This is a genomic window from Bacillus sp. PPSBB_2 (assembly GCF_045291115.1).
Lineage (GTDB): Bacteria > Bacillota > Bacilli > Bacillales > Bacillaceae_G > Bacillus_A > Bacillus_A cereus.
On the sequence record NZ_CP147983.1, the window covers coordinates 5,287,751 to 5,307,637 of the forward strand.

Below are 19,887 nucleotides of genomic sequence, written 5' to 3' on the forward strand. Positions count from 1 at the left end.
TTCAAATGAATATTCTTGCTTCTTCTCAGCTACCGAAGCTCTCTGGAAAGAATGTGTTCATCCTACTTTTCCTTTTCAACGCTTTTACGTATAACAAGTATTTTACGACTTAATCACAGAAAAATCAAACTTTTATCCAGAACGAAAAGGAAATCCCATCCTCCCGCCGAATACCTATACGTTCACAAAAGGAGTGATAACATTGAACCAAAAACAACTAAGCATTATAAATGAAAAAAGCTGGAATACAGCTGCTTATGAAGCTTGGACGAATCGCCATGGGGCACCAGCTGATTATGCGAAAAAAATCATGGAAGATCCCACACGCGAAGTAGCACATTATTTACCTTACATACAATCTCCAAAAGGAAAACGTATTATTAACTTACTCGGCTCAAAAGGAAATAAAGCTGTCGCACTTGCCCTTTTAGGCTCTGACGTAACAGTTGTTGATATTTCAGCAAGTAATGCAAAATATGCAAATGAACTTGCGGACGCAGCAGGTGTCTCTATCCAGTATGTCGTTTCTGATGTATTAAATGTGCAGCTCTCCGAATCATTTGATATCGTATTGCTGGAACTTGGTGTACTCCATTACTTTCTAGATTTAAAACCACTCTTTCAAAAAATTGCTACTTTACTTAAGCGAGATGGAATGCTTATCCTTCGTGACTATCATCCTGTTTACACGAAATTATTAGGAGTCGACCACCCATCATTTCAGGCCAATGGAAATTATTTCGATGAAGAATTAATTGAAGATGATGTTGCTTATAGCATCCTTCTTACAGAAGCACAGAAAGAATCGCTACCTAAAACAACCATCCGTCGCTGGACGCTAGGAGAAATCATTACAACACTTGCGGAAGAACGTTTTAAAATTGAAAAACTAGCTGAAGAACATGGATCTCATCAAAGATGGGTCTTCCCTTCTACTGCACCAGAAGGAATCGAAGAACGTATCCCTGGTCTATATACAATAATTGCGACAGCATGCAAAAAAGGATCCCTTCACGGATAGGATCCTTTTTGCATGCTCACGCATATAAGTTGAGGTTGGAGATTACCATAATTCTGTAGAATAGGACACAAGATATTTCAACATTTCGTCTCTGACTTACGTCGTCAAAAAGGGGTATGACCAACATAACGAAGAGTAATGTTTTTAGTTGATACTGATAATCGTTATCAACTAATTAGAAGTATACATGATGTCATTTCAAATTTCAATAGCATTTCTAATATTTATTTATGAATTTTATGATATGCAAATGTATACATTTTAAGAACTTTTTCTAATACCAATCTGACTCCTTCCATTATCTGCTATAATTTTTATTGAACAGATTAATAACTTCATAATAATGTTTTTATTAATTTCGTTCTAAATATCTATAAATCATAATAAACAGTTTAAATGAGGGTAGGGGTAACGATGAAATATGTTAGTATTCGAAAAAAACTACTGTTCACACTCTTAAGCATTTCTTCTTTATTTAGCATTGCTCTTATTGTTATTCTTTCATTCGCCATGAATCAAGCAAGTGAAATCGAAACGTTAAAAAATGATGTATCGAAAAGAGCGACGATTTTAAAAGAACGTGGCGATTGGTTCCAAGGACAAGTTGCTGGTTTACAAGAATATTTGCTATCACATGATCAAAAAGGATTAGATAAGTTCAACCGAGAAGGGAAAAAATTAGCTGATACTAGAGAGAAAGTAACAAGTGACAAAAAGCTCCCAGAAGGAATGAAAGAAGCCATTTTAATGGGAGGAAAATGGCGTAGCGTCATAGATAATGAGGTACTCCCTCTTGCGCGTGAAGGAAAATGGGACGAAGCATCTAGAATTGCTTTAGCACAAACAGATTATGTAAATGATCTTTTAGGTCGTTTTAATAAATATACAAATGAAGAAAATGAGAAACGTGACGCATTAATTGCTGATGTCGAGTCTTCTTCATCACTTATTCAATATATTATTTTCTTCTCACTCATTACATGTACATTAACGTCTATCTTATTAGCATGGTGGTTCTCTGGTAAACTCGTTAAACCAATTCGACAAATTGATGAGAAGTTAAAAGAATTAGCTTCTCAAGATGGAGATTTAACGGCTAGATTACACGTAACAAGTAAAGATGAAATTGGTGATATTGCAAATTCCTTTAATCAAATGCTCACTAACTTACAGCATATAATAAAACAAGTTCAACAAACATCAACAAGTGTAAAAGAAGCTTCCGAAAATGTATTTATCGAAACAACCGCTTCTATGGAAAATACCGCAAGAACCCAAGAAACTATGAATGCTCTTGAACACAATATTCGTTCACAAGTTTCTAGCATTGAAGAAAGTTCAACCGCAATGGATGACATGGCAACGAGTGTTCAGCGTATCGCTGAGTCCGCCTCTTCTGTTACTAGTTTAGCTGTCACAACTTCAGAAAAAGCAGATGATGGGAATAAAGTCATTGAGAAATCTATTACACAAATGCATACAATTAACGAAGCTGTTAACGCTACATCACAAGTAGTTGAGCGACTCATTACACATACAAATCATATAGATACTGCACTTCAATCTATTTCGAATATCGCCGACCAAACAAATTTACTCGCTTTAAATGCTTCTATTGAAGCAGCTCGTGCTGGTGAACATGGAAAGGGATTCGCTGTTGTTGCCGATGAAGTTCGAAAACTTGCTGAACAATCTCAACTAGCCGCAACTGACATTAACCATTTACTTCATCAAATTCAAGCTGATACAAAAATAGCAAATGACATGATGACACAAGGTCAAACAGAAGCTTCTGAAGGAATTACGGTTATTCGTACCGCCGGATCTTCATTCTCAGAAATTGTTAACCACATTAACAAAGTCTCTACACAAATGCAAGAAATGTCTGCAACTGCTGAAGAGATGGCTGCAAGCTCTGAAGAAATGAACGCAGCTTTAAATAATATCGCTTCTATTTCAAACGAAGTTGCTGCAGAAACATCACAAACAGCGCATTCGGCTGGTGATCAAGTAAACAAAATGAGTATCGTGGCTAAAAAATCATCTGAAATGAAAACAATCGTACAAGAACTTGAAGTTCTCGTCTCTCATTTCAAAACAAACGCTTAAAGTGAAAATGACACGAGCTCAAAGGTATAGGAATGAAAGTTTTACAGGCTCTCTTTTTTCACTTTAAAATATCTCTTTCTATCTCTCATTCCGTCTGCTATAATTCCTAAAGGAAATAAGAAAGCTTTATTCCAACTGGAGTAAAGCTTTCTTTCAATTTTTTACATTTATTAATTCTAATACTAAGATTTCACAAAGGAGGCTTTTAATCATATGAATTTTGTAAGTATCAGAAAAAAACTTATGTTCATGATGGGAACGATTTGCGCTTTATTTGGTATCGCCTTAGCATTTATTTTATTTTTTGCTATTGACCAATCTCGTAAAGCTGAAACATTACAAAAAGAAATTTCTCCACTGGCAACAGAATTGAAAGAGCGTGGAGATGCTTATCAAGTACAGCTATCTGCTTTAAGAGGTTATTTACTACAACATGATCAAGTCGAATTAGACAAGTTTAATGAGATGAGTAAACGTCTTGAGGATTCAAAAGATAAACTTCTTTCTAATCCAAATCTTTCTTCGTCCGTAAAAAGCACAATGGAATTAGGGTCTACTTGGAGAAAGTTCGTTGAAGAAAAAGTATTCACTCTTGCAAAAGAACAAAAATGGGAAGAAGCTTTACAAGTAGCTTCTTCAGAAAACGGAACGGTCTATAAAGTAATTGGTGACTTCACAAATTACAGTAATGAACAAGCTAAATTACGTGAACAATCTATTGAACAAATTGATCAATCTTCACTAGGAATTGAATATGCAGTCTTTCTATCACTTGTTATTTGTATTGTCGTTGCAATTATTCTTGCATGGTGGTTCTCTGGTAAACTTGTGAAACCAATTCAACAAATTGATACAAAACTAAAAGAATTAGCCTCTCAAGAAGGTGACTTAACGGCACGTCTACAAGTAAATAGCAACGATGAAATAGGTGCTATCGCAACATCATTTAATAAAATGTTAGAAAACCTACAACATATTATTAATCGTGTTCAAAAAACATCAGTGGAAGTACAAACCGCTTCTGAAAATATGCTAGAAAAAACGAATACATCACGTGAGGCGACATTAAGAGTCCAAAGCTCGATGTCCAACTTAAATGCAAGTATTCAATCACAAACTTCTAGTATGGAAGAAAGTTCAACTGCAATGGATGATATGGCAGTAAGTGTTCAGCGCATTGCTGAATCTGCTTCATCTGTAGCGGAACTTGCTGTTGCCACATCTGAACATGCTAGCGATGGAAGTACCGTTATCCAAAAATCTGTTTCACAAATGACAACAATACACGAAGCTGTAAATGCTACGTCAGAAGTGGTTGAACGTCTAATCACTCATACGAAATATATTGATACTGCTGTACAATCTATTTCTAATATTGCTGAGCAAACAAACTTACTTGCTTTAAATGCTTCTATTGAGGCAGCTCGTGCTGGTGAGCAAGGAAAAGGATTTGCTGTCGTAGCTGACGAAGTTCGAAAGCTTGCTGAACAATCTAAAACAGCTGCAACAGACATTAATCAATTACTACATCAAATTCAAAATGATACAGAAACTGCTAGCTCTATGATGTCTCAAGGCCGTTCTGAAGCATTTGAAGGTATCAATGTTATTCGTGAAGCTGGTACTTCTTTCACAACAATTGTAGAACAAGTAAATAAAGTATCTACTCAAATGCAAGATATATCAGCAACTGCTGAAGAAATGGCTGCAAGTGCTGAAGAAATGAACGCTTCACTTAATAACATCGCTTCTATCTCTACTGAAGTATCGAGCGAAACTGCCGCAACGGCACAATCTGCTGAACAGAAAGTTATTGTTATGAATGAAATGGCAGTAACTGCTGGAAAAATGAAACAAACAGTTGAAGAGTTAGATCAACTCGTATCTCATTTTAAAACAGAATAGATGTTCAAAAAATATCCCTTCTTTGAAAGAGAGATATTTTTTTGAGCTCATTTCCTGCACATTATGCTCATTTCCGTTATAATGAGAATCGATATCATTAAAGTGTAGGAGGGGCTGCTTATGTCACAAGAAGCATTTGAAAATAAATTACTTGCCAATTTAGAGGCTGTTATTGACCCTGAACTAGGTGTTGATATCGTTAATCTTGGATTAGTTTATGATGTTACAGCAGATGAAAATAATAATGCTGTCATTACGATGACTATGACTTCTATCGGTTGTCCAATGGCTGGGCAAATCGTATCAGACGTTAAAAAAGTATTATCAACAAACGTACCTGAAGTTAATGAAATAGAAGTAAATGTCGTTTGGAATCCACCGTGGTCGAAAGAACGTATGTCACGTATGGCGAAAATCGCATTAGGTATTCGCGACTAAATAAAGTGGAAATTTCATCATTTGCGGATAGCGGGATAAAGAAAAGACCTGACTAGGATGTCAGGTCTTTTCTCTTATTATTTTACACCTACTGCATCATAAGCTTTCGTTACAGCTTGTACAGCTTTAGAGTTTTTACCATATAAATCTTCAGCTGACTGAAGAGCAGCTTGACGCATCATTTTGAAGTCAGAGTTTGCAGTTAAATATTTCGTAAGAGCACGGTAGTAAATTTTTTCTGTCGCTTCACGGCCCACTCCAGTTACTTTCACGCCGTAATGATCTCCGCCTTCAGATACTAAATATGCAGCTTTATTGTTAATACTGCTGTTAATATGAACACCACCATTATCAGCTGTTCCAGTATAACGTTTACTATAGTGATCTGGGTAACCTTCACTTGGTTTTAATGGATTTGGAATAGACGCTGGATCTTTAAGAGAGCGAAGTGCATCACCAGGTTTATCAGGTGTATAAATATCAGCACCTAAATCCCAGCTCTTCTTCTCAACCATAACACCCATAATATCAGATAACGATTCATTTAACGCCCCTGACTCATTTTTGTAAACAAGGTTTGCTGTATGTTCAGTTACAGCATGCGTTAATTCATGACCGATAACATCAAGTCCAGCAGATAATGGAATGAACGTTTTTCCATCGCCATCACCGTACATCATTTGCACACCATTCCAAGCTGCGTTATTCCAGCTCTCCCCTACGTGAACAGTTGAAATAAGCTTCGCACCTTTATCATCGAAAGAGTTACGATTAAATGTCTTTTTGTAGTAATCATATACTTTTCCTGCATTTACATGCGCATCAACTGCAGCTTTATCTTCGAAGAACTTAGATTTACTTTCAACTTCTTCTCCTGTATATCCAAGCCATTGTGAGAATAAATTAAACCAGTTCTCGTCCATATTTTCTGCATCAAATGTATGAACACCTTGTCCTCGTTTACCATCAAACAAGTTGAATTGTCCTGTTTTCGTATCTTGAGCAATTTCAAATGATTGTCTAGCACCTAATACTCCGTAACCAAATCCAGTAATGTTATCTACAGCGTTATATTTCTCAATAACATTTCCATTCGTTGCATCAACAAAATAATGCCAATATCCTGGAGCTGGTTTTGAAATCGATGCCTTAACTAAGTATGCAAGGTAGTAATTACCGTCCTTTTCATATACAAATAAATCTTTTTTCACACCGTCATAACTCTTTACTTTACCAATTTCTTTCTCAATATCTGCCTTTGCAATTGTTTCTGCTTGTTCCGCAGTAATGCTTGCAGCTGCAGGAATATTTTTATCATCTAAATTCGGAATAACTTGTCCGAAGAATGCTTTTACATTATTCTCTTTATCAAGTGTAACAGTTTGATCAGAACCGTACACAGGAATGTTATTATGTTTCTCAACTAGCTTCACATGTGTCGTATCAGATTCAGCGTCTTTTTCTTCCCCAACGATATTAAAATGCTTTTCAATATTTCCTGCTAATTTAAACATATCTTTCTTACTCTCTAAGTATTGAAAGACTGTCTCTTTTTTATCTAGTCCTTCCGGTGCTTTCCATTCTTCACCTATGTATGCAGGTGTTTTAAATTCTTGATGATATTGAATTTTTTGTTCTTCCGCTTTCGTTGTCGTTGCCCCAAACGCTCCAAATCCCCCGGCGATAACAGTTAACGCTAATGCTGATGAAATGACTTGCTTTTTCACTATAACATTCCCCATTCCCATAAAGATTTTTGACACTTTTATACAATTCTTATTTTCCCAGCCGATACCTCTACCAAAAATTTGAGAAACATTTTTCAGACAATTCCAATCAAAAAAAGAAGACATCTATCGGATGTCCTCTTTTCTATAAACCTTTTATTGTTTTTTCAATTCAATTGCTAAATAGTGTGATTGCTCTTTCGCTTGAATGTGAATATCTTCTTCTACCGCTTCTGCTGCATCCCGCATAACAAACGTTTCACCATTTATTACACTGCTTCCTTCAATTTGTACAAGGTACAATTGACGGCCTTCTTTCACTGGAAAATGAATTTCTTTTCCAGCCTCTAATGATAAAGAATATAAATTCGCATCTTGGTGAATTTGAATTGGTGCATTTCCTTCTACTGAAGATACCATATGGAACCATTCATTTTTACGCTTGCTCCAATCAAATTTAAACTCACCATAGTTTGGTTTATGATCTGCGCGGTCTGGTAAAATCCAAATTTGTAATAAACGCAGCGTTTCATCGCCTAAATTATGCTCGCTATGAAATACACCCGTGCCAGCACTCATATATTGAACATGTCCACGCTCAATCGTTCCGCGATTTCCCATGCTGTCTTCATGTGTTAAAGCACCATCCACAACGTAAGAAATAATCTCCATATCACGGTGCGGATGCATATCAAAACCAGTTTGCGCCGCTACTAGATCATCATTAATAACACGTAACGCTCCGAAGTTCATGTTATTTGGATTGTAGTAATTGGCAAAAGAAAAATGAAAATGTGTATTTAACCAACCATGATTTGCTCTGCCCATATTTTTATGATCAACTTTCCTAAACATATCCTTCACCTCATACTATCTCGAATTCGAGATTTATTTTAAAATTTTTTCTTACTGTAACTTTTTTAGTAGTGTTAATAATTGATTTTGTTCTTCTATATTTAAATTATGAAACTTCTCTGCTTGGAACGTTTCTTGAGGTGGAACAATTTCCTCATATAAAGCTCTGCCCTTTTCTGTTAACGAAATATATTTCGTAGTACCCTCTTGCTCACGATGAATCCACTCAAGCTGCTCCATTTTATTTAAAAGCTGCGTCACATTTCCTTTCGTAACAAATAGCTTATTCCCAAGTTCTTGCTGCGTTAAACGATTATGTCCTCCAACTTGAGCTAACACATCAAACTGGGCGGCAGATATATTCCATTTTTTCAAATGCTGATTCGTCTCACGAATACTCTTATTATAAAAGCGTGACAAACGAAACCATAATAGTAGCCCTAGTCTATCTTCTGTTTTCATTTCATCACCTCGCTCGTTTCATATCATTAGTTTAGAACTAAACTTAATAAAAGTCAAATACTTATTTTTAATAAGCATAAAAAGCACAGCGCTATTTCTCCACTATGCTTTACATTAACTTTCTACTCTTATATTCATCTAATTTCCTCTCCGCGAACTTCCTCGCATCTTTTTCAATCCACCGCTCTTCGTACCGTTCACTTCCCACATACAATATATCTCTCTTATGCTGCATCGCATGGCGGAATTCATGCAGTAGCGTTTTGAGAACTTGCTCATACTCTTCCCACATACAAACGAAAATTAATTGCTTTTCTTTATGATAAAAACCACCTACCGGGAATAGGAACTCTTCTTCCTCTTCCCCTAATGATAGAAGCACATCATTTGCATCACACGTATCACAAAAAATAACGGGCGTTTTACATACTTCAATAAGAGAAAACAAATCCTCTCTCAACTTTTTGACATCCCAAGGAAGCTCCGAATCCAACACATACCAATTCTCTACCTGTTGATATACATTTTGAAACTGGAGTTCCATTTCTCTTTATTCCCCTTTCCAAGCACCCTTTTTCTATATGTATGCCACAATATGGTAAATATTAAACGTATTCTTTCATCCTTGAAAAAATGCCAATAAAAAAGGAATCTACGTCGACATAGATTCCTTTTCTGTAATCACTTTTTTTTCATCATTTTTTTTAATACAAAATAACCAAGTGCACAAACAATAGCAGCAAGTGCAAAGTATTTCACATATGGCCCCGCAACTTTATTAATACTTTCCCACTCTGTTCCTAATTTAAAACCTAAATATACAAACACAATTGACCACGGAATAACAGCTAATGTAGTTAGCGTAATAAACTTAGCATGTGACATTTTCGCAATACCCGCTGGTATCGAAATAGCATGACGCACAACCGGAATAAAACGTGCGGTAAAGATAACGCCAGTTCCATAACGATTAAACCAATCTTCAGCATAATCAATATGTTTCTTCTGAATTAAAATATATTTTCCATATCGCTCAAGAACAGGTCTTCCTCCATATCGACCAATCCAATAAATGAATAGTTGTGCAATTACACCACCAATTGTACCGAACGCGACAGCGCCCCAAAATGTAATGCTTCCTGTTGATACTAAATAACCTGCATAAGACAATACGATTTCACTTGGAATAACCTCTAGCATTAATCCAAGCATAATTCCCCAATAACCAAGTCCTTCTAAAAAAACTAAAACCGAATGAATCAACTCTCCTAACATCATTTACCTCTCTTTACTGTTTTCATTACAAAAATAAAAGTACAAGCAGGAAATATCTTGTACTTTTATTTTTTTCAATTTAGTTAGTCTTCGTATCCCACTTAAAGATTTTATTTAAGAATTTATATACATTCTTCGACTCTTTTGTCAGAAGTGGGCCTAAAATGGATAGTATAAGCACGTATAGTGCTGAGAATGGTTTCAGTACTGACATTAAGCCACCGGCGATACCGATATTAGCCATAATGATGGAGAACTCTCCTCTTGAAACGATTGTTAATCCGATATTTGTTGATGCTTTATGAGATAATCCAGCTTGTCTTCCTGCAATCATTCCTGCTACAAAGTTACCGATTATCGTAAGAAGGACAGCACCTAACGTTAACCATATCGCTCCGCCTAATGAGAACGGATCAATACTTAACCCGAAGCTGAAGAAGAAAATAGCTCCGAAAAAGTCTCTAAATGGAACAACAAGATGTTCAATTCGGTCACTATGCTCTGTCTCAGAGAAAACTAATCCTAGAAGAAGTGCTCCAATTGCTTCTGCAACGTGAATTGTTTCTGAAAAACCAGCAATGAAGAATAACGAAGCAAATACTACAATAATAAAGATTTCATCTGAGCTAATATTGAGCAATTTATTTAATAACGGCGTAGCCTTTCTAGCTACTATAAAGAATAGAAGCATATATCCTAAAGCAATTCCAATTGAAGTAAGGGCACCTAAGAAGGAAGCGTGATCTCCAAGTACTAAACCAGAAACAACTGATAAATATACAGCAAGGAATATATCTTCAAACATAATAATTCCTAAAATTAATTCGGTTTCATTATTACCAGTTCTTCTTAAGTCCACTAACACTTTAGCAACGATAGCGCTAGAAGAAATCGTAATAATACCCGCAATAATTAAGATTTCTAGTAATGGGAATCCCATTATAAATCCGTATAACAAACCAAGTGAAAAGTTAATTAAAATATAAATCGTTCCGCCAATCGCAATAGAGCGTCCAGATTTAATTAGTTTTTTCATTGAAAATTCTAATCCTAGATAGAATAGAAGGAATAGAACCCCAATCCGTCCAAGGAAGGAAATTACACTTGCACTTTCAATAAATTTGAGATCGATAACACCTATTGTCGGTGCATGCGGTCCTACTAACATTCCAAGAACGATTAGAAAAGGAATTACTGAGAATTTAAATTTTCCAGCAATTACTGCTGCAATTGCCACTAAAACTAAAGCTGTACCAACTTCAAAAATTAACGTATCCATCTAATCAGTCCCCCATATTTGAAAGTAATTCATTAATGATTTTTTTTATTTCTTCTCTCTCACCTGAAACTACAAGCATATCTCCTTCTTCAATTACTGTTTCTGGTCCTGGATTAAATAGCTTCTTCATGTTCTTCTTCATAACTGCGATTATGGTTACGCTATATGTTTTTCTTATTTCAAGATCGCCAATTGTTTTTCCGATTGCTGGAGCTGTATTCTCCACTTTGAACCACTCAATCGCTAAACCTTCAAAAACCATCTCAACATTTTCTAACGCCCTAGGCTTATATACCATTCCACCTAATATTGCAGCGATTTGTCTCGCCTCTGAGTCACGTAGTGAAATACTTGAGATGCTTTCTTCATGATCTGAATCAAAATGATACATTTCTCTACGACCATCATCATGAATGACAATTACCATCTTTTCGTTACCTTTCGTAACGATTTGAAACTTATAACCAATACCTGGAAGTTCACTTTCTCTAATATTCATTTTTAGCTCCTCCATAACTTGTTTATTTTAATTTTCTGTTTTTCTGTCTTTTATTCATCCAATCAGCTTTAGAAATTCTAACCACTCAGGATATTTGTGATTTGGAAATCTTTTATTGTAATAATAAGTGAACCCTAAAAAGATACTTAAAGATGTAATGATAAAAAATATATTACTTCTCATTTTCAAACTCTCAAGGCTTACTTTCCATAAAGAATTTTCTTTCAAATTATCCCCACCTTCTCGCTTTAAATTTAGTTTTTTAAAATGTAAATAATTCTAAAAATATTACGATGTAACATAATCATAACACAAAAATGATTTAAGTAACATAATTTTTCGGAAAAATTGATTCTCGTATATTTTTTGCATATAATTTTCTTATTACGAAAAAAAGGAAGTGTATTATATGGTTGATATCTTTAGCAGATTCCTTGAGGTAACGAATAATATTTTATGGTCATATATTCTTATTGCAATGCTAATCGGCTTCGGTCTTTACTTCTCTTTTAAATTAAAATTTGTCCAAATTACTCATTTCAGTGAGATGGTCAGCTTAATTAGTAAAGGGTTTAATCGAAAAGAAAAAAAGAAAGATAGCATCTCCCCATTCCAAGCATTTTGCTTAAGTGCAGCAGCACGTATCGGTATCGGGAACTTAGCCGGTGTAGCATTAGCAATTTCAATGGGTGGACCTGGCGCAATATTTTGGATGTGGTTTATCGCCATTATCGGAGCAGCTACTAGTTTTGTAGAATGTACACTTGCGCAAATTTATAAAGTAAAAGATGGAAGTAGGTTCCGTGGTGGACCAGCATATTACATGGAAAAAGGGTTAAACAAACGCTGGATGGGCGTCTGGTTTTCACTTCTTATTACAGTTGCGTACGGATTAATTTTCAATTCAGTGCAAGCAAATACAGTAACAATAGCGTTTGAAAATGCTTTTGGACTAGAGCGAACAATCGTAGGAGCTCTATTAGCTTTATTAGTTGCAGTTATTATTTTTGGTGGCATTAAGAGCATTTCACGTATTACAGAAATGATTGTTCCGCCAATGGCAATCGTTTATATCGGCGTGGCTATTTTTGTCGTTATTAACAACTTCAGTATGTTACCAAGCATTTTCATGGAAATCTTTAACGGTGCATTCGGTTTAGACCAAGCTATCGCTGGTGGTATTGGAGCAGCAATCAAGTTCGGAATTCAGCGCGGTTTATTCGCTACGGAAGCAGGAATGGGTAGCTCTCCTAATGCAGCCGCAACATCTGATGTATCTCACCCTGTAAAACAAGGGCTTGTTCAAGCGTTAGGCGTTTTCGTAGATACATTCTTAGTATGTACATCAACAGCATTTATCGTATTATGTTCTGGGCTTTACAAAGGATCAAATTTAGAAGGTATCGAATTAACACAAAACGCATTAAGTTCACAAATTGGACCGTGGGCAAGCACTTTCTTAGCGATTATTATTTTCCTATTCGCTTTCAGTTCACTTCTAGGAAACTACTATTATGGTGAAACAAATATCGCATTCATTAAAGAAAGCAAAACATGGCTAATGATTTATCGCGTTGCAGTTGTCGGAATGGTATTCTTCGGATCAATCGCTGCTCTTAAAACAGTTTGGAGTTTAGCTGATTTATTCATGGGACTAATGGTATTCACAAACTTAATTGCCATCTCATTCCTTAGCAAATTTGCTTACGCTGCATTAGTAGACTATTTGAAGCAAAAGAAACAAGGAAAAGATCCTGTCTTCGTTGCAAACTCTATCCCTGGCTTAAAGAATACAGAGTGCTGGGATGGGCAGGATGTAGAAGAAAAACAAAAAGCCGTTTAATAAATAAAAGCGGAAGTGGCTCGTTCAGAACAGGAGTGAAACAACCGACTGGTCTAGTCACCGGAGCTGGATATTAATTAAAAGCGGAGGTGACTTGCTCAGAACAGGAGGGCATTGGAGCTCCTGACGAAGAGGCGTTCTTTGCCTCACAGGAAGGCGCGAAATGACCGACTGGTCTAGTCACCGGAGCTGGATGATATCACTAAAAGCACAAGCGGCTCGTTTAGAACAAGAGCCATATCTCAAACAAAGGCCCTATTACTTCACCGTAATAGGGCCTTTTATTTACAAGAGTTCATAATTTGTTCAAATTAATTCCAGCAAAAGGGTTGATTTATAGAGATTACTAGATTATAATTATTATAAATTAGTAATTGATATCACATAACAACTCAAAAGGAGATTGATCATAATGAACAAACAAGTAATCGAAGTATTAAACAAACAAGTAGCAGACTGGAGCGTTTTATTCACAAAACTTCACAACTTCCATTGGTACGTAAAAGGACCTCAATTCTTCACATTACACGAGAAATTCGAAGAACTTTACACAGAATCAGCTACTCACATCGATGAAATTGCAGAACGTATTTTAGCAATTGGCGGCAAACCAGTAGCAACAATGAAAGAATACTTAGAACTATCTTCTATTCAAGAAGCAGCATACGGAGAAACTGCAGAAGGGATGGTCGAAGCAATCATGAAAGACTACGAAATGATGCTAGTCGAACTGAAAAAAGGCATGGAAATCGCTCAAGACTCTGACGATGAAATGACATCTGACCTACTACTAGGCATCTACACAGAACTAGAAAAACACGCTTGGATGCTACGTGCGTTCTTGAATCAATAATAATTAAAAGCGGAAGCGGCTCGTTTAGAGTCGCTTTTTTATGTAATGGTCGCACTTAACGGTACACGAAATTATATCAACGATTTTTCAAATATATCGATCATAACTCGCAATATATCAACGATTTTTTCATTATATCGATCATTACCCGCAATATATCAACGATTTGACAAAGGATATCGATTTGCCGACAAATCACGACAATATCAGCGCCCCTCTCCCTTACTTTTATCAATATATTACAATCTCATCTATGTTAAAATATAGGAAACACCCTTTAGCTTTTCCAAATTCATCATTTACTACTTAAATGACGGGAGTGGTTCAGTTGAAAGACTACTTAATTAGAGCATTTTTTGCGTTAATAACAGTTGGGATTCTCTTACTTATAGCTAATATTTTCAATATACGTGTCGAGGTTAAGGACTATGCTTTCCTCGTTGTCGTAGCAATTGGTGGCGGCTGGGGTGGCTGGTACCTGTATAAAAAACAAAGCAATCAAAATGATAAAGGCATTCCAAAGTAATATGGAATGCCTCTTTTATTGCCTTCTGTAATAAATAATGAAATTCAGACCGCTAATACAACCAATCGCAATAAACATACAAAACGATTGTGGATCTCCACCTAGATTATAATCATCAACGATAAATCCGGACATAAACAACGTTATCGCGGAAACACCGATACACAATACCGAGATAAACCAAAGCGAAAATTCATTAATCAACTCTTTCTTCTGTCTCAAAACAATTAGCATAACAAGAATAGATGCTGCTAAAATACTTTTAAAAACCGGACGTAAATATACGAATTCCTCCATCTATTTCTCCTTTCCCAAAAACATTACATCTAAACATTAACATATTTAACCAAATTAAAAACACATGCCGTCTTACATTAAAACGACATGTGTTTCCGTATTTGCTATGATAGTTGCTTCCACTTCGTTCCCAAAACAGGACGCTCATAATTTTGGATTGCATGAATTAGTTTATCTGCTGTCTCAGCTGAAACGATCAATTCTTTATTCGATGGATTCATAAATCCTTCTTCCGCTGCACGTTCAACCATTTGCAAAATTGGTCCGTAAAAACCTTTTATGTTTAATAAACCAACCGGCTTATTATGTATACCAATTTGTGACCAACATACAACTTCAAATAGTTCTTCAAACGTTCCGTATCCGCCTGGAAGCGCGATAAAAGCATCCGCAAGCTCTGCCATTTTCGCTTTACGTTCGTGCATTGTTTCTACTTCAATTAATTCTGTTAATCCTGTATGTACAATTTCTCCTCGAAATAGACCGCGCGGCATAACACCTGTTACACGTCCACCTAAACGAAGAACCTCGTTTGCTACTTCTCCCATTAATCCGACACATGAACCACCGTATACGAGCTCATAGTCGTTCTCAACAAACATTTTACCTAACTGAATTGCCTGCTCTTTGAATTCTGGTCTCTCCCCTAAATTAGAACCTGCAAACACACAAATCTTTCTCATTCCTACACCCCGAAACTATATATTGTTATGATACAATGAACATTGTACAACATATTGAGGAGATGAGGAAGAAATGGATATCGTTGCATTTCAAAGATGGGTTGAGGAATTTTACGAAAAACGAAGCTGGTCACAGTATAATGCCTTTATTCGCTTAAATTTCTTAACCGAGGAAGTTGGGGAAGTTTCACGAGTCGTTCGTGCTATTGAAATTGGCCGCGATCGCCCTGATGAAGAGGCGAAAACAGAAGAAGAGCTAAAACAAGAACTAAAAGAAGAACTTGGCGATGTACTATCTAACCTTATTATTCTTTCGCAAAAATATGATTTAGACTTACAAGACATTATGGACGCACACGTCACAAAGCTTTCGAAAAGGTTCGAAGTATCTAAATGAGAATATTATCAATTATGGTATAATATTCTTGTCACAATACTAAGGGGGATTTTATGTTATCAAAAAAATTGCACGACGCATTAAATGAACAAATGAACTTTGAATTTTATTCTGCCCATGCTTATATGGCAATGGCTGCTTACTGTACAGCTGAGAGCTATGATGGATTCGCTAACTTTTTCCTTGTACAAGCTGAAGAAGAACGTTTCCACGCAATGAAGCTTTACAACTATATTAATGACCGCGGAGAGCGCGCTATTATTACTGGATTTGATAATCCGAATAACGAATACGAATCTGTATTAAACGCTTTTGAAGTCGCACTTGAGCACGAGCGTGAAGTAACGAAACGTATTTATAACTTATCTGATATCGCTTGGGACGAGCGTGAACATGCAACAATTACATTCTTAAAATGGTTCGTTGACGAACAAGTTGAAGAAGAAGCTTCATTCGATAGCATCATTCAAAAATTAAAACGTATTACAAGCGATTCAAACGCACTGTTTATGCTAGATGCTGAATTAGAGAAACGTACATTTACGCCTCCAGCTGAATAATACTTTTAATCACCTTAATGAATGGATTAAGGTGATTTTTTAATTTGTTCTTTTCTAAGCTCAATAACCTTAGCCATATCCTTCTTATAAAGCCCTGCAACCTTTTCAACAAAATCACTATGAGTAAAAGTACCCTCTCCCTCTTCTACTATGTTTAAGTACCCATGTGTAAATTTCAAAAATGCTCTAGCATCTTCTCCAGTTAAATGATTAATGTTATCTATAACCTCATCAAGTTCCTTTAAAATACCCTGTTCTTTCAACCTAATTCCTCCTCTCTATATTATTTATCATACAAAAACAAAAAAGTCGTTCATCCCTCTAAGCGAGAGATAAACGACTTCTTTATTATTTATTAAAGCATAACCCCAACGATAATCGCTGATAATATACTTACTAACGTTGCACCGTATACAAGTTTTAAACCGAATGATGATACAACGTTTGCTTGTTTGCCATCGATACTCTTCGTTGCACCTGCGATAATTCCGATAGATGAGAAGTTCGCAAATGATACAAGGAAGATAGATAAAATACCTACTGTACGAGCTGATAAATCACCAGCTACTTTACCAAGATCAAGCATTGCAACGAATTCGTTCGTTACTAATTTTGTTGCCATAATTTGTCCTGCTTGTAGCATCTCTGATGTTGGAATACCCATTACAAATGCTAATGGTGAGAAGATGTATCCTAAAATGCTTTGGAATGTGATTCCGAAAATTGAATCAAATACACCGTTAATTGCTGTAATTAATGCTACGAAACCGATTAACATCGCCGCTACTGTTACAGCGATTGAAAAACCAAGCATAATATATTCGCCTAACATTTCAAAGAATGTTTGTTTCTTGTCTTCTTGTAATTCTAAAATATCGTCTTCTTCTTTTACTTCATATGGATTAATGATATGAACGATAATGAATCCACTGAATAAGTTTAATACAAGTGCTGTTACTACATATTTTGGATCAATCATTTTCATATAAGAACCGACGATTGACATCGATACTGTAGACATTGAAGATGCACAAAGTGTGTATAAACGATTTTTCGGTAATTTGCTTAGTTGATCTTTTACTGTAATGAACACTTCCCCTTGACCAACGATTGCAGCTGCTACCGCATTATATGATTCTAGTTTTCCTAAACCGTTAACTTTACTTAATAGGAAACCGACTGCACGAATGATAATCGGTAAAACTTTAATATGTTGCAGGATCCCGATTAATACTGCTAAGAAAATAATCGGTAATAATACTGTTAAGAAGAATGGTGCTTGTCCATCGTTTGCTAGACCACCAAATACGAAATTAACCCCAGCTTCCGCAAATTTTAAAATAGCGCCAAATCCATCTGCGATCCCTTTTACTAATACGAATCCGACCTTTGTATTTAGTAAGAAATACGCAAGTACCAATTGAATGACAAGCATAAGTGCAATTGGTTTATATTTAATTTTCTTACGATCTGAACTAATAAGGAAACCTAGTACAAACACTACAAGTAAACCGACTAGAAACATTACGAACTTCATATGTGAATCCTCCACTTCTCCCACGAGTTATTGGTCGTATAACGTATAACGAATGACGTCTGACCATTGTTGTTAAAAAAATTTAAAACCCCTAAAACTATTCAACTGTCATCTAAAATCAGTAAGCGTTTACATAAATTGCAATTTATAAAAGGTAGCTTCTTCTCTCCTACCATACTTGAAAGTCTGAAATTGATACCACCTACAAATCAAATTGTAAGCGTTATCTAGATGAAATGCAATATAAATTTTAAAAGATTTTCATATGTTAATATATTCCTAATTAATTGGTTTTTTCATGTAAATTTACCATAAAAATAGCCCTAGCTATGAGCTAGGACTATCCTTTTTTACCCCGATTGGTGAGGGCTAATAATGAGCGGGGATAAAGCCACCCCATTCATTAAAGTTTCACTTTATAACATAACACCAACGATAATCGCTGATAGAATACTTACTAATGTCGCACCGTACACAAGGCGTAGACCGAATGATGATACAACATTTGATTGATTTTCATCGATACCTTTTGTTGCACCTGCAATAATTCCGATAGATGAGAAGTTCGCAAATGATACAAGGAATACAGAAAGAATACCAACTGTACGAGCCGATAAATCACCAGCTACTTTTCCAAGATCAAGCATCGCAACAAACTCGTTTGATACTAATTTTGTTGCCATAATTTGTCCCGCTGTGACCATCTCAGCTTGTGGGATTCCCATTACGAATGCTAATGGTGAGAAAATATATCCTAAAATAGCTTGGAATGTAATACCGAACATGGAATCAAACAAGCTATTGATTGCTGTAATTAATGCTACGAAACCGAGTAACATAGCTGCTACTGTAATCGCAATCGTGAAACCAAGTATAATGTACTCGCTCAGCATTTCAAAGAATGATTGTTTTTTCTTATTTTCTAATTTCAGTGTATCTTCTTCTTCTGTAATATCGTACGGGTTAATAATATGAATAATAATGAAACCACTAAATAAATTTAATACAAGTGCTGTTACTACATATTTCGGTTCGATCATTTTCATATAAGAACCAACGATTGACATCGACACTGTCGACATAGAAGATGCACATAATGTATATAAACGATGTTTTGGGATTTTACTTAATTGATCTTTTACTGTAATAAATACTTCTGCTTGTCCAACAATGGCAGCTGCTACTGCGTTATATGATTCTAGTTTTCCTAGACCATTCACTTTACTTAACAACGTACCAATAGCACGAATAAATATCGGTAAAATTTTAAAGTGTTGCAGAATTCCGATTAAAACCGCAAAGAATACGATTGGTAATAACGCTGTTAAGAAGAATGAAACCTCTCCTTTATTAACAAGACCACCAAATACGAAAACGATTCCAGCTTCCGCATATCCAAGAAGTGCGCCAAATCCATCTGAAATTCCTTTTACTAAAATATAACCAACTTGCGTATTTAATAAGAAATAAGATAATGCTAGCTGAATAATAAGCATAATTGCGATTGGTTTATACTTAATCTTCTTTCGATCGGCACTTATAAGAAAACCGAGTACAAATACAACGAGTAATCCTACAAGGAACATAACAAACTTCATTAATAAAATCCTCCATTTAACTC

General features: G+C 35.7%; 21 protein-coding genes and 1 other annotated feature (1 of these 22 running past the window's edge). Of the genes, 9 read left to right on the plus strand and 12 right to left on the minus strand.

What is annotated here, in order from left to right; all coding sequences use genetic code 11:
- Positions 1 to 88 (minus strand) — a binding site (T-box leader) (it extends 183 nt beyond the left edge of the window).
- 114 nt (positions 89 to 202) lie between these two features.
- From V6946_RS26930 to V6946_RS26945, 4 genes are all read left to right on the plus strand, one after another.
- Positions 203 to 1,021, plus strand: coding sequence for a bifunctional 2-polyprenyl-6-hydroxyphenol methylase/3-demethylubiquinol 3-O-methyltransferase UbiG (locus V6946_RS26930; RefSeq protein ID WP_006918790.1), 819 nt, complete (start codon positions 203 to 205; stop codon positions 1,019 to 1,021).
- A 414-nt stretch (positions 1,022 to 1,435) separates the two neighbouring features.
- Complete coding sequence (locus V6946_RS26935; RefSeq protein ID WP_006918789.1) at positions 1,436 to 3,130, plus strand: methyl-accepting chemotaxis protein; 1,695 nt, start codon at positions 1,436 to 1,438, stop codon at positions 3,128 to 3,130.
- Between the two features lie 213 nt (positions 3,131 to 3,343).
- A complete protein-coding gene (locus tag V6946_RS26940; protein WP_006918787.1) occupies positions 3,344 to 5,035 on the plus strand; it encodes a methyl-accepting chemotaxis protein in 1,692 nt (563 codons plus the stop codon).
- 120 nt (positions 5,036 to 5,155) lie between these two features.
- Positions 5,156 to 5,473 (plus strand): metal-sulfur cluster assembly factor, encoded by a 318-nt coding sequence (locus V6946_RS26945; RefSeq protein WP_000076422.1) that lies wholly within the window; start codon positions 5,156 to 5,158, stop codon positions 5,471 to 5,473.
- Between the two features lie 77 nt (positions 5,474 to 5,550).
- Here V6946_RS26945 and nprB read toward each other — a convergent pair whose 3' ends face one another.
- The 7 genes from nprB to V6946_RS26980 all read right to left on the minus strand — a co-directional run bounded on the left by nprB (position 5,551) and on the right by V6946_RS26980 (position 11,570).
- Positions 5,551 to 7,200 carry a neutral protease NprB gene (nprB, locus tag V6946_RS26950; protein WP_000745123.1) on the minus strand — a complete coding sequence of 550 codons (1,650 nt, stop codon included), beginning with the start codon at positions 7,198 to 7,200 and terminating at the stop codon, positions 5,551 to 5,553.
- A 156-nt stretch (positions 7,201 to 7,356) separates the two neighbouring features.
- Complete coding sequence (locus V6946_RS26955) at positions 7,357 to 8,055, minus strand: pirin family protein (RefSeq protein ID WP_006918782.1); 699 nt, start codon at positions 8,053 to 8,055, stop codon at positions 7,357 to 7,359.
- 51 nt (positions 8,056 to 8,106) lie between these two features.
- Positions 8,107 to 8,517: a MarR family winged helix-turn-helix transcriptional regulator gene (locus V6946_RS26960; protein ID WP_000845466.1), complete on the minus strand. Its 411-nt coding sequence runs from the start codon at positions 8,515 to 8,517 to the stop codon at positions 8,107 to 8,109.
- 109 nt (positions 8,518 to 8,626) lie between these two features.
- A complete protein-coding gene (locus V6946_RS26965; protein ID WP_000422801.1) occupies positions 8,627 to 9,061 on the minus strand; it encodes a DUF3920 family protein in 435 nt (144 codons plus the stop codon).
- Positions 9,062 to 9,198: 137 nt separating this feature from the next.
- A complete protein-coding gene (locus tag V6946_RS26970; protein WP_000900219.1) occupies positions 9,199 to 9,792 on the minus strand; it encodes a DedA family protein in 594 nt (197 codons plus the stop codon).
- Positions 9,793 to 9,871: 79 nt separating this feature from the next.
- On the minus strand, positions 9,872 to 11,071 hold the full coding sequence (locus V6946_RS26975) for a cation:proton antiporter (RefSeq protein WP_000380223.1): 1,200 nt from the start codon (positions 11,069 to 11,071) through the stop codon (positions 9,872 to 9,874).
- A gap of 4 nt (positions 11,072 to 11,075) precedes the next feature.
- Positions 11,076 to 11,570, minus strand: coding sequence for a cation:proton antiporter regulatory subunit (locus V6946_RS26980; protein ID WP_006918781.1), 495 nt, complete (start codon positions 11,568 to 11,570; stop codon positions 11,076 to 11,078).
- Between the two features lie 409 nt (positions 11,571 to 11,979).
- On the opposite strand from V6946_RS26980, the gene V6946_RS26985 reads away from it, so the two are divergent.
- From V6946_RS26985 to V6946_RS26995, 3 genes are all read left to right on the plus strand, one after another.
- On the plus strand, positions 11,980 to 13,413 hold the full coding sequence (locus tag V6946_RS26985; protein WP_000227591.1) for a sodium:alanine symporter family protein: 1,434 nt from the start codon (positions 11,980 to 11,982) through the stop codon (positions 13,411 to 13,413).
- A 412-nt stretch (positions 13,414 to 13,825) separates the two neighbouring features.
- Positions 13,826 to 14,266, plus strand: coding sequence for a Dps family protein (locus tag V6946_RS26990; protein WP_001041895.1), 441 nt, complete (start codon positions 13,826 to 13,828; stop codon positions 14,264 to 14,266).
- Positions 14,267 to 14,594: 328 nt separating this feature from the next.
- Positions 14,595 to 14,792 (plus strand): hypothetical protein, encoded by a 198-nt coding sequence (locus V6946_RS26995; protein WP_000656312.1) that lies wholly within the window; start codon positions 14,595 to 14,597, stop codon positions 14,790 to 14,792.
- A gap of 15 nt (positions 14,793 to 14,807) precedes the next feature.
- Here the strand turns inward: V6946_RS26995 and V6946_RS27000 are convergent, their stop codons facing one another.
- The gene (locus tag V6946_RS27000) at positions 14,808 to 15,089 is read right to left on the minus strand and encodes a hypothetical protein (RefSeq protein WP_000390909.1); all 282 of its coding nucleotides are present in this window, start codon (positions 15,087 to 15,089) and stop codon (positions 14,808 to 14,810) included.
- Positions 15,090 to 15,193: 104 nt separating this feature from the next.
- On the minus strand, positions 15,194 to 15,757 hold the full coding sequence (locus V6946_RS27005) for a TIGR00730 family Rossman fold protein (protein ID WP_002062664.1): 564 nt from the start codon (positions 15,755 to 15,757) through the stop codon (positions 15,194 to 15,196).
- A gap of 88 nt (positions 15,758 to 15,845) precedes the next feature.
- On the opposite strand from V6946_RS27005, the gene V6946_RS27010 reads away from it, so the two are divergent.
- Complete coding sequence (locus V6946_RS27010) at positions 15,846 to 16,169, plus strand: MazG nucleotide pyrophosphohydrolase domain-containing protein (protein ID WP_000355758.1); 324 nt, start codon at positions 15,846 to 15,848, stop codon at positions 16,167 to 16,169.
- A gap of 53 nt (positions 16,170 to 16,222) precedes the next feature.
- Positions 16,223 to 16,729 (plus strand): ferritin, encoded by a 507-nt coding sequence (locus V6946_RS27015; RefSeq protein ID WP_000949403.1) that lies wholly within the window; start codon positions 16,223 to 16,225, stop codon positions 16,727 to 16,729.
- Positions 16,730 to 16,755: 26 nt separating this feature from the next.
- Here the strand turns inward: V6946_RS27015 and V6946_RS27020 are convergent, their stop codons facing one another.
- The 3 genes from V6946_RS27020 to V6946_RS27030 all read right to left on the minus strand — a co-directional run bounded on the left by V6946_RS27020 (position 16,756) and on the right by V6946_RS27030 (position 19,864).
- Positions 16,756 to 16,992: a hypothetical protein gene (locus V6946_RS27020; RefSeq protein ID WP_000662911.1), complete on the minus strand. Its 237-nt coding sequence runs from the start codon at positions 16,990 to 16,992 to the stop codon at positions 16,756 to 16,758.
- Positions 16,993 to 17,084: 92 nt separating this feature from the next.
- The gene (locus tag V6946_RS27025; RefSeq protein WP_000673874.1) at positions 17,085 to 18,266 is read right to left on the minus strand and encodes a NupC/NupG family nucleoside CNT transporter; all 1,182 of its coding nucleotides are present in this window, start codon (positions 18,264 to 18,266) and stop codon (positions 17,085 to 17,087) included.
- Positions 18,267 to 18,682: 416 nt separating this feature from the next.
- Complete coding sequence (locus V6946_RS27030; RefSeq protein WP_006918779.1) at positions 18,683 to 19,864, minus strand: NupC/NupG family nucleoside CNT transporter; 1,182 nt, start codon at positions 19,862 to 19,864, stop codon at positions 18,683 to 18,685.
- Between the last annotated feature and the right edge of the window lie 23 nt (positions 19,865 to 19,887).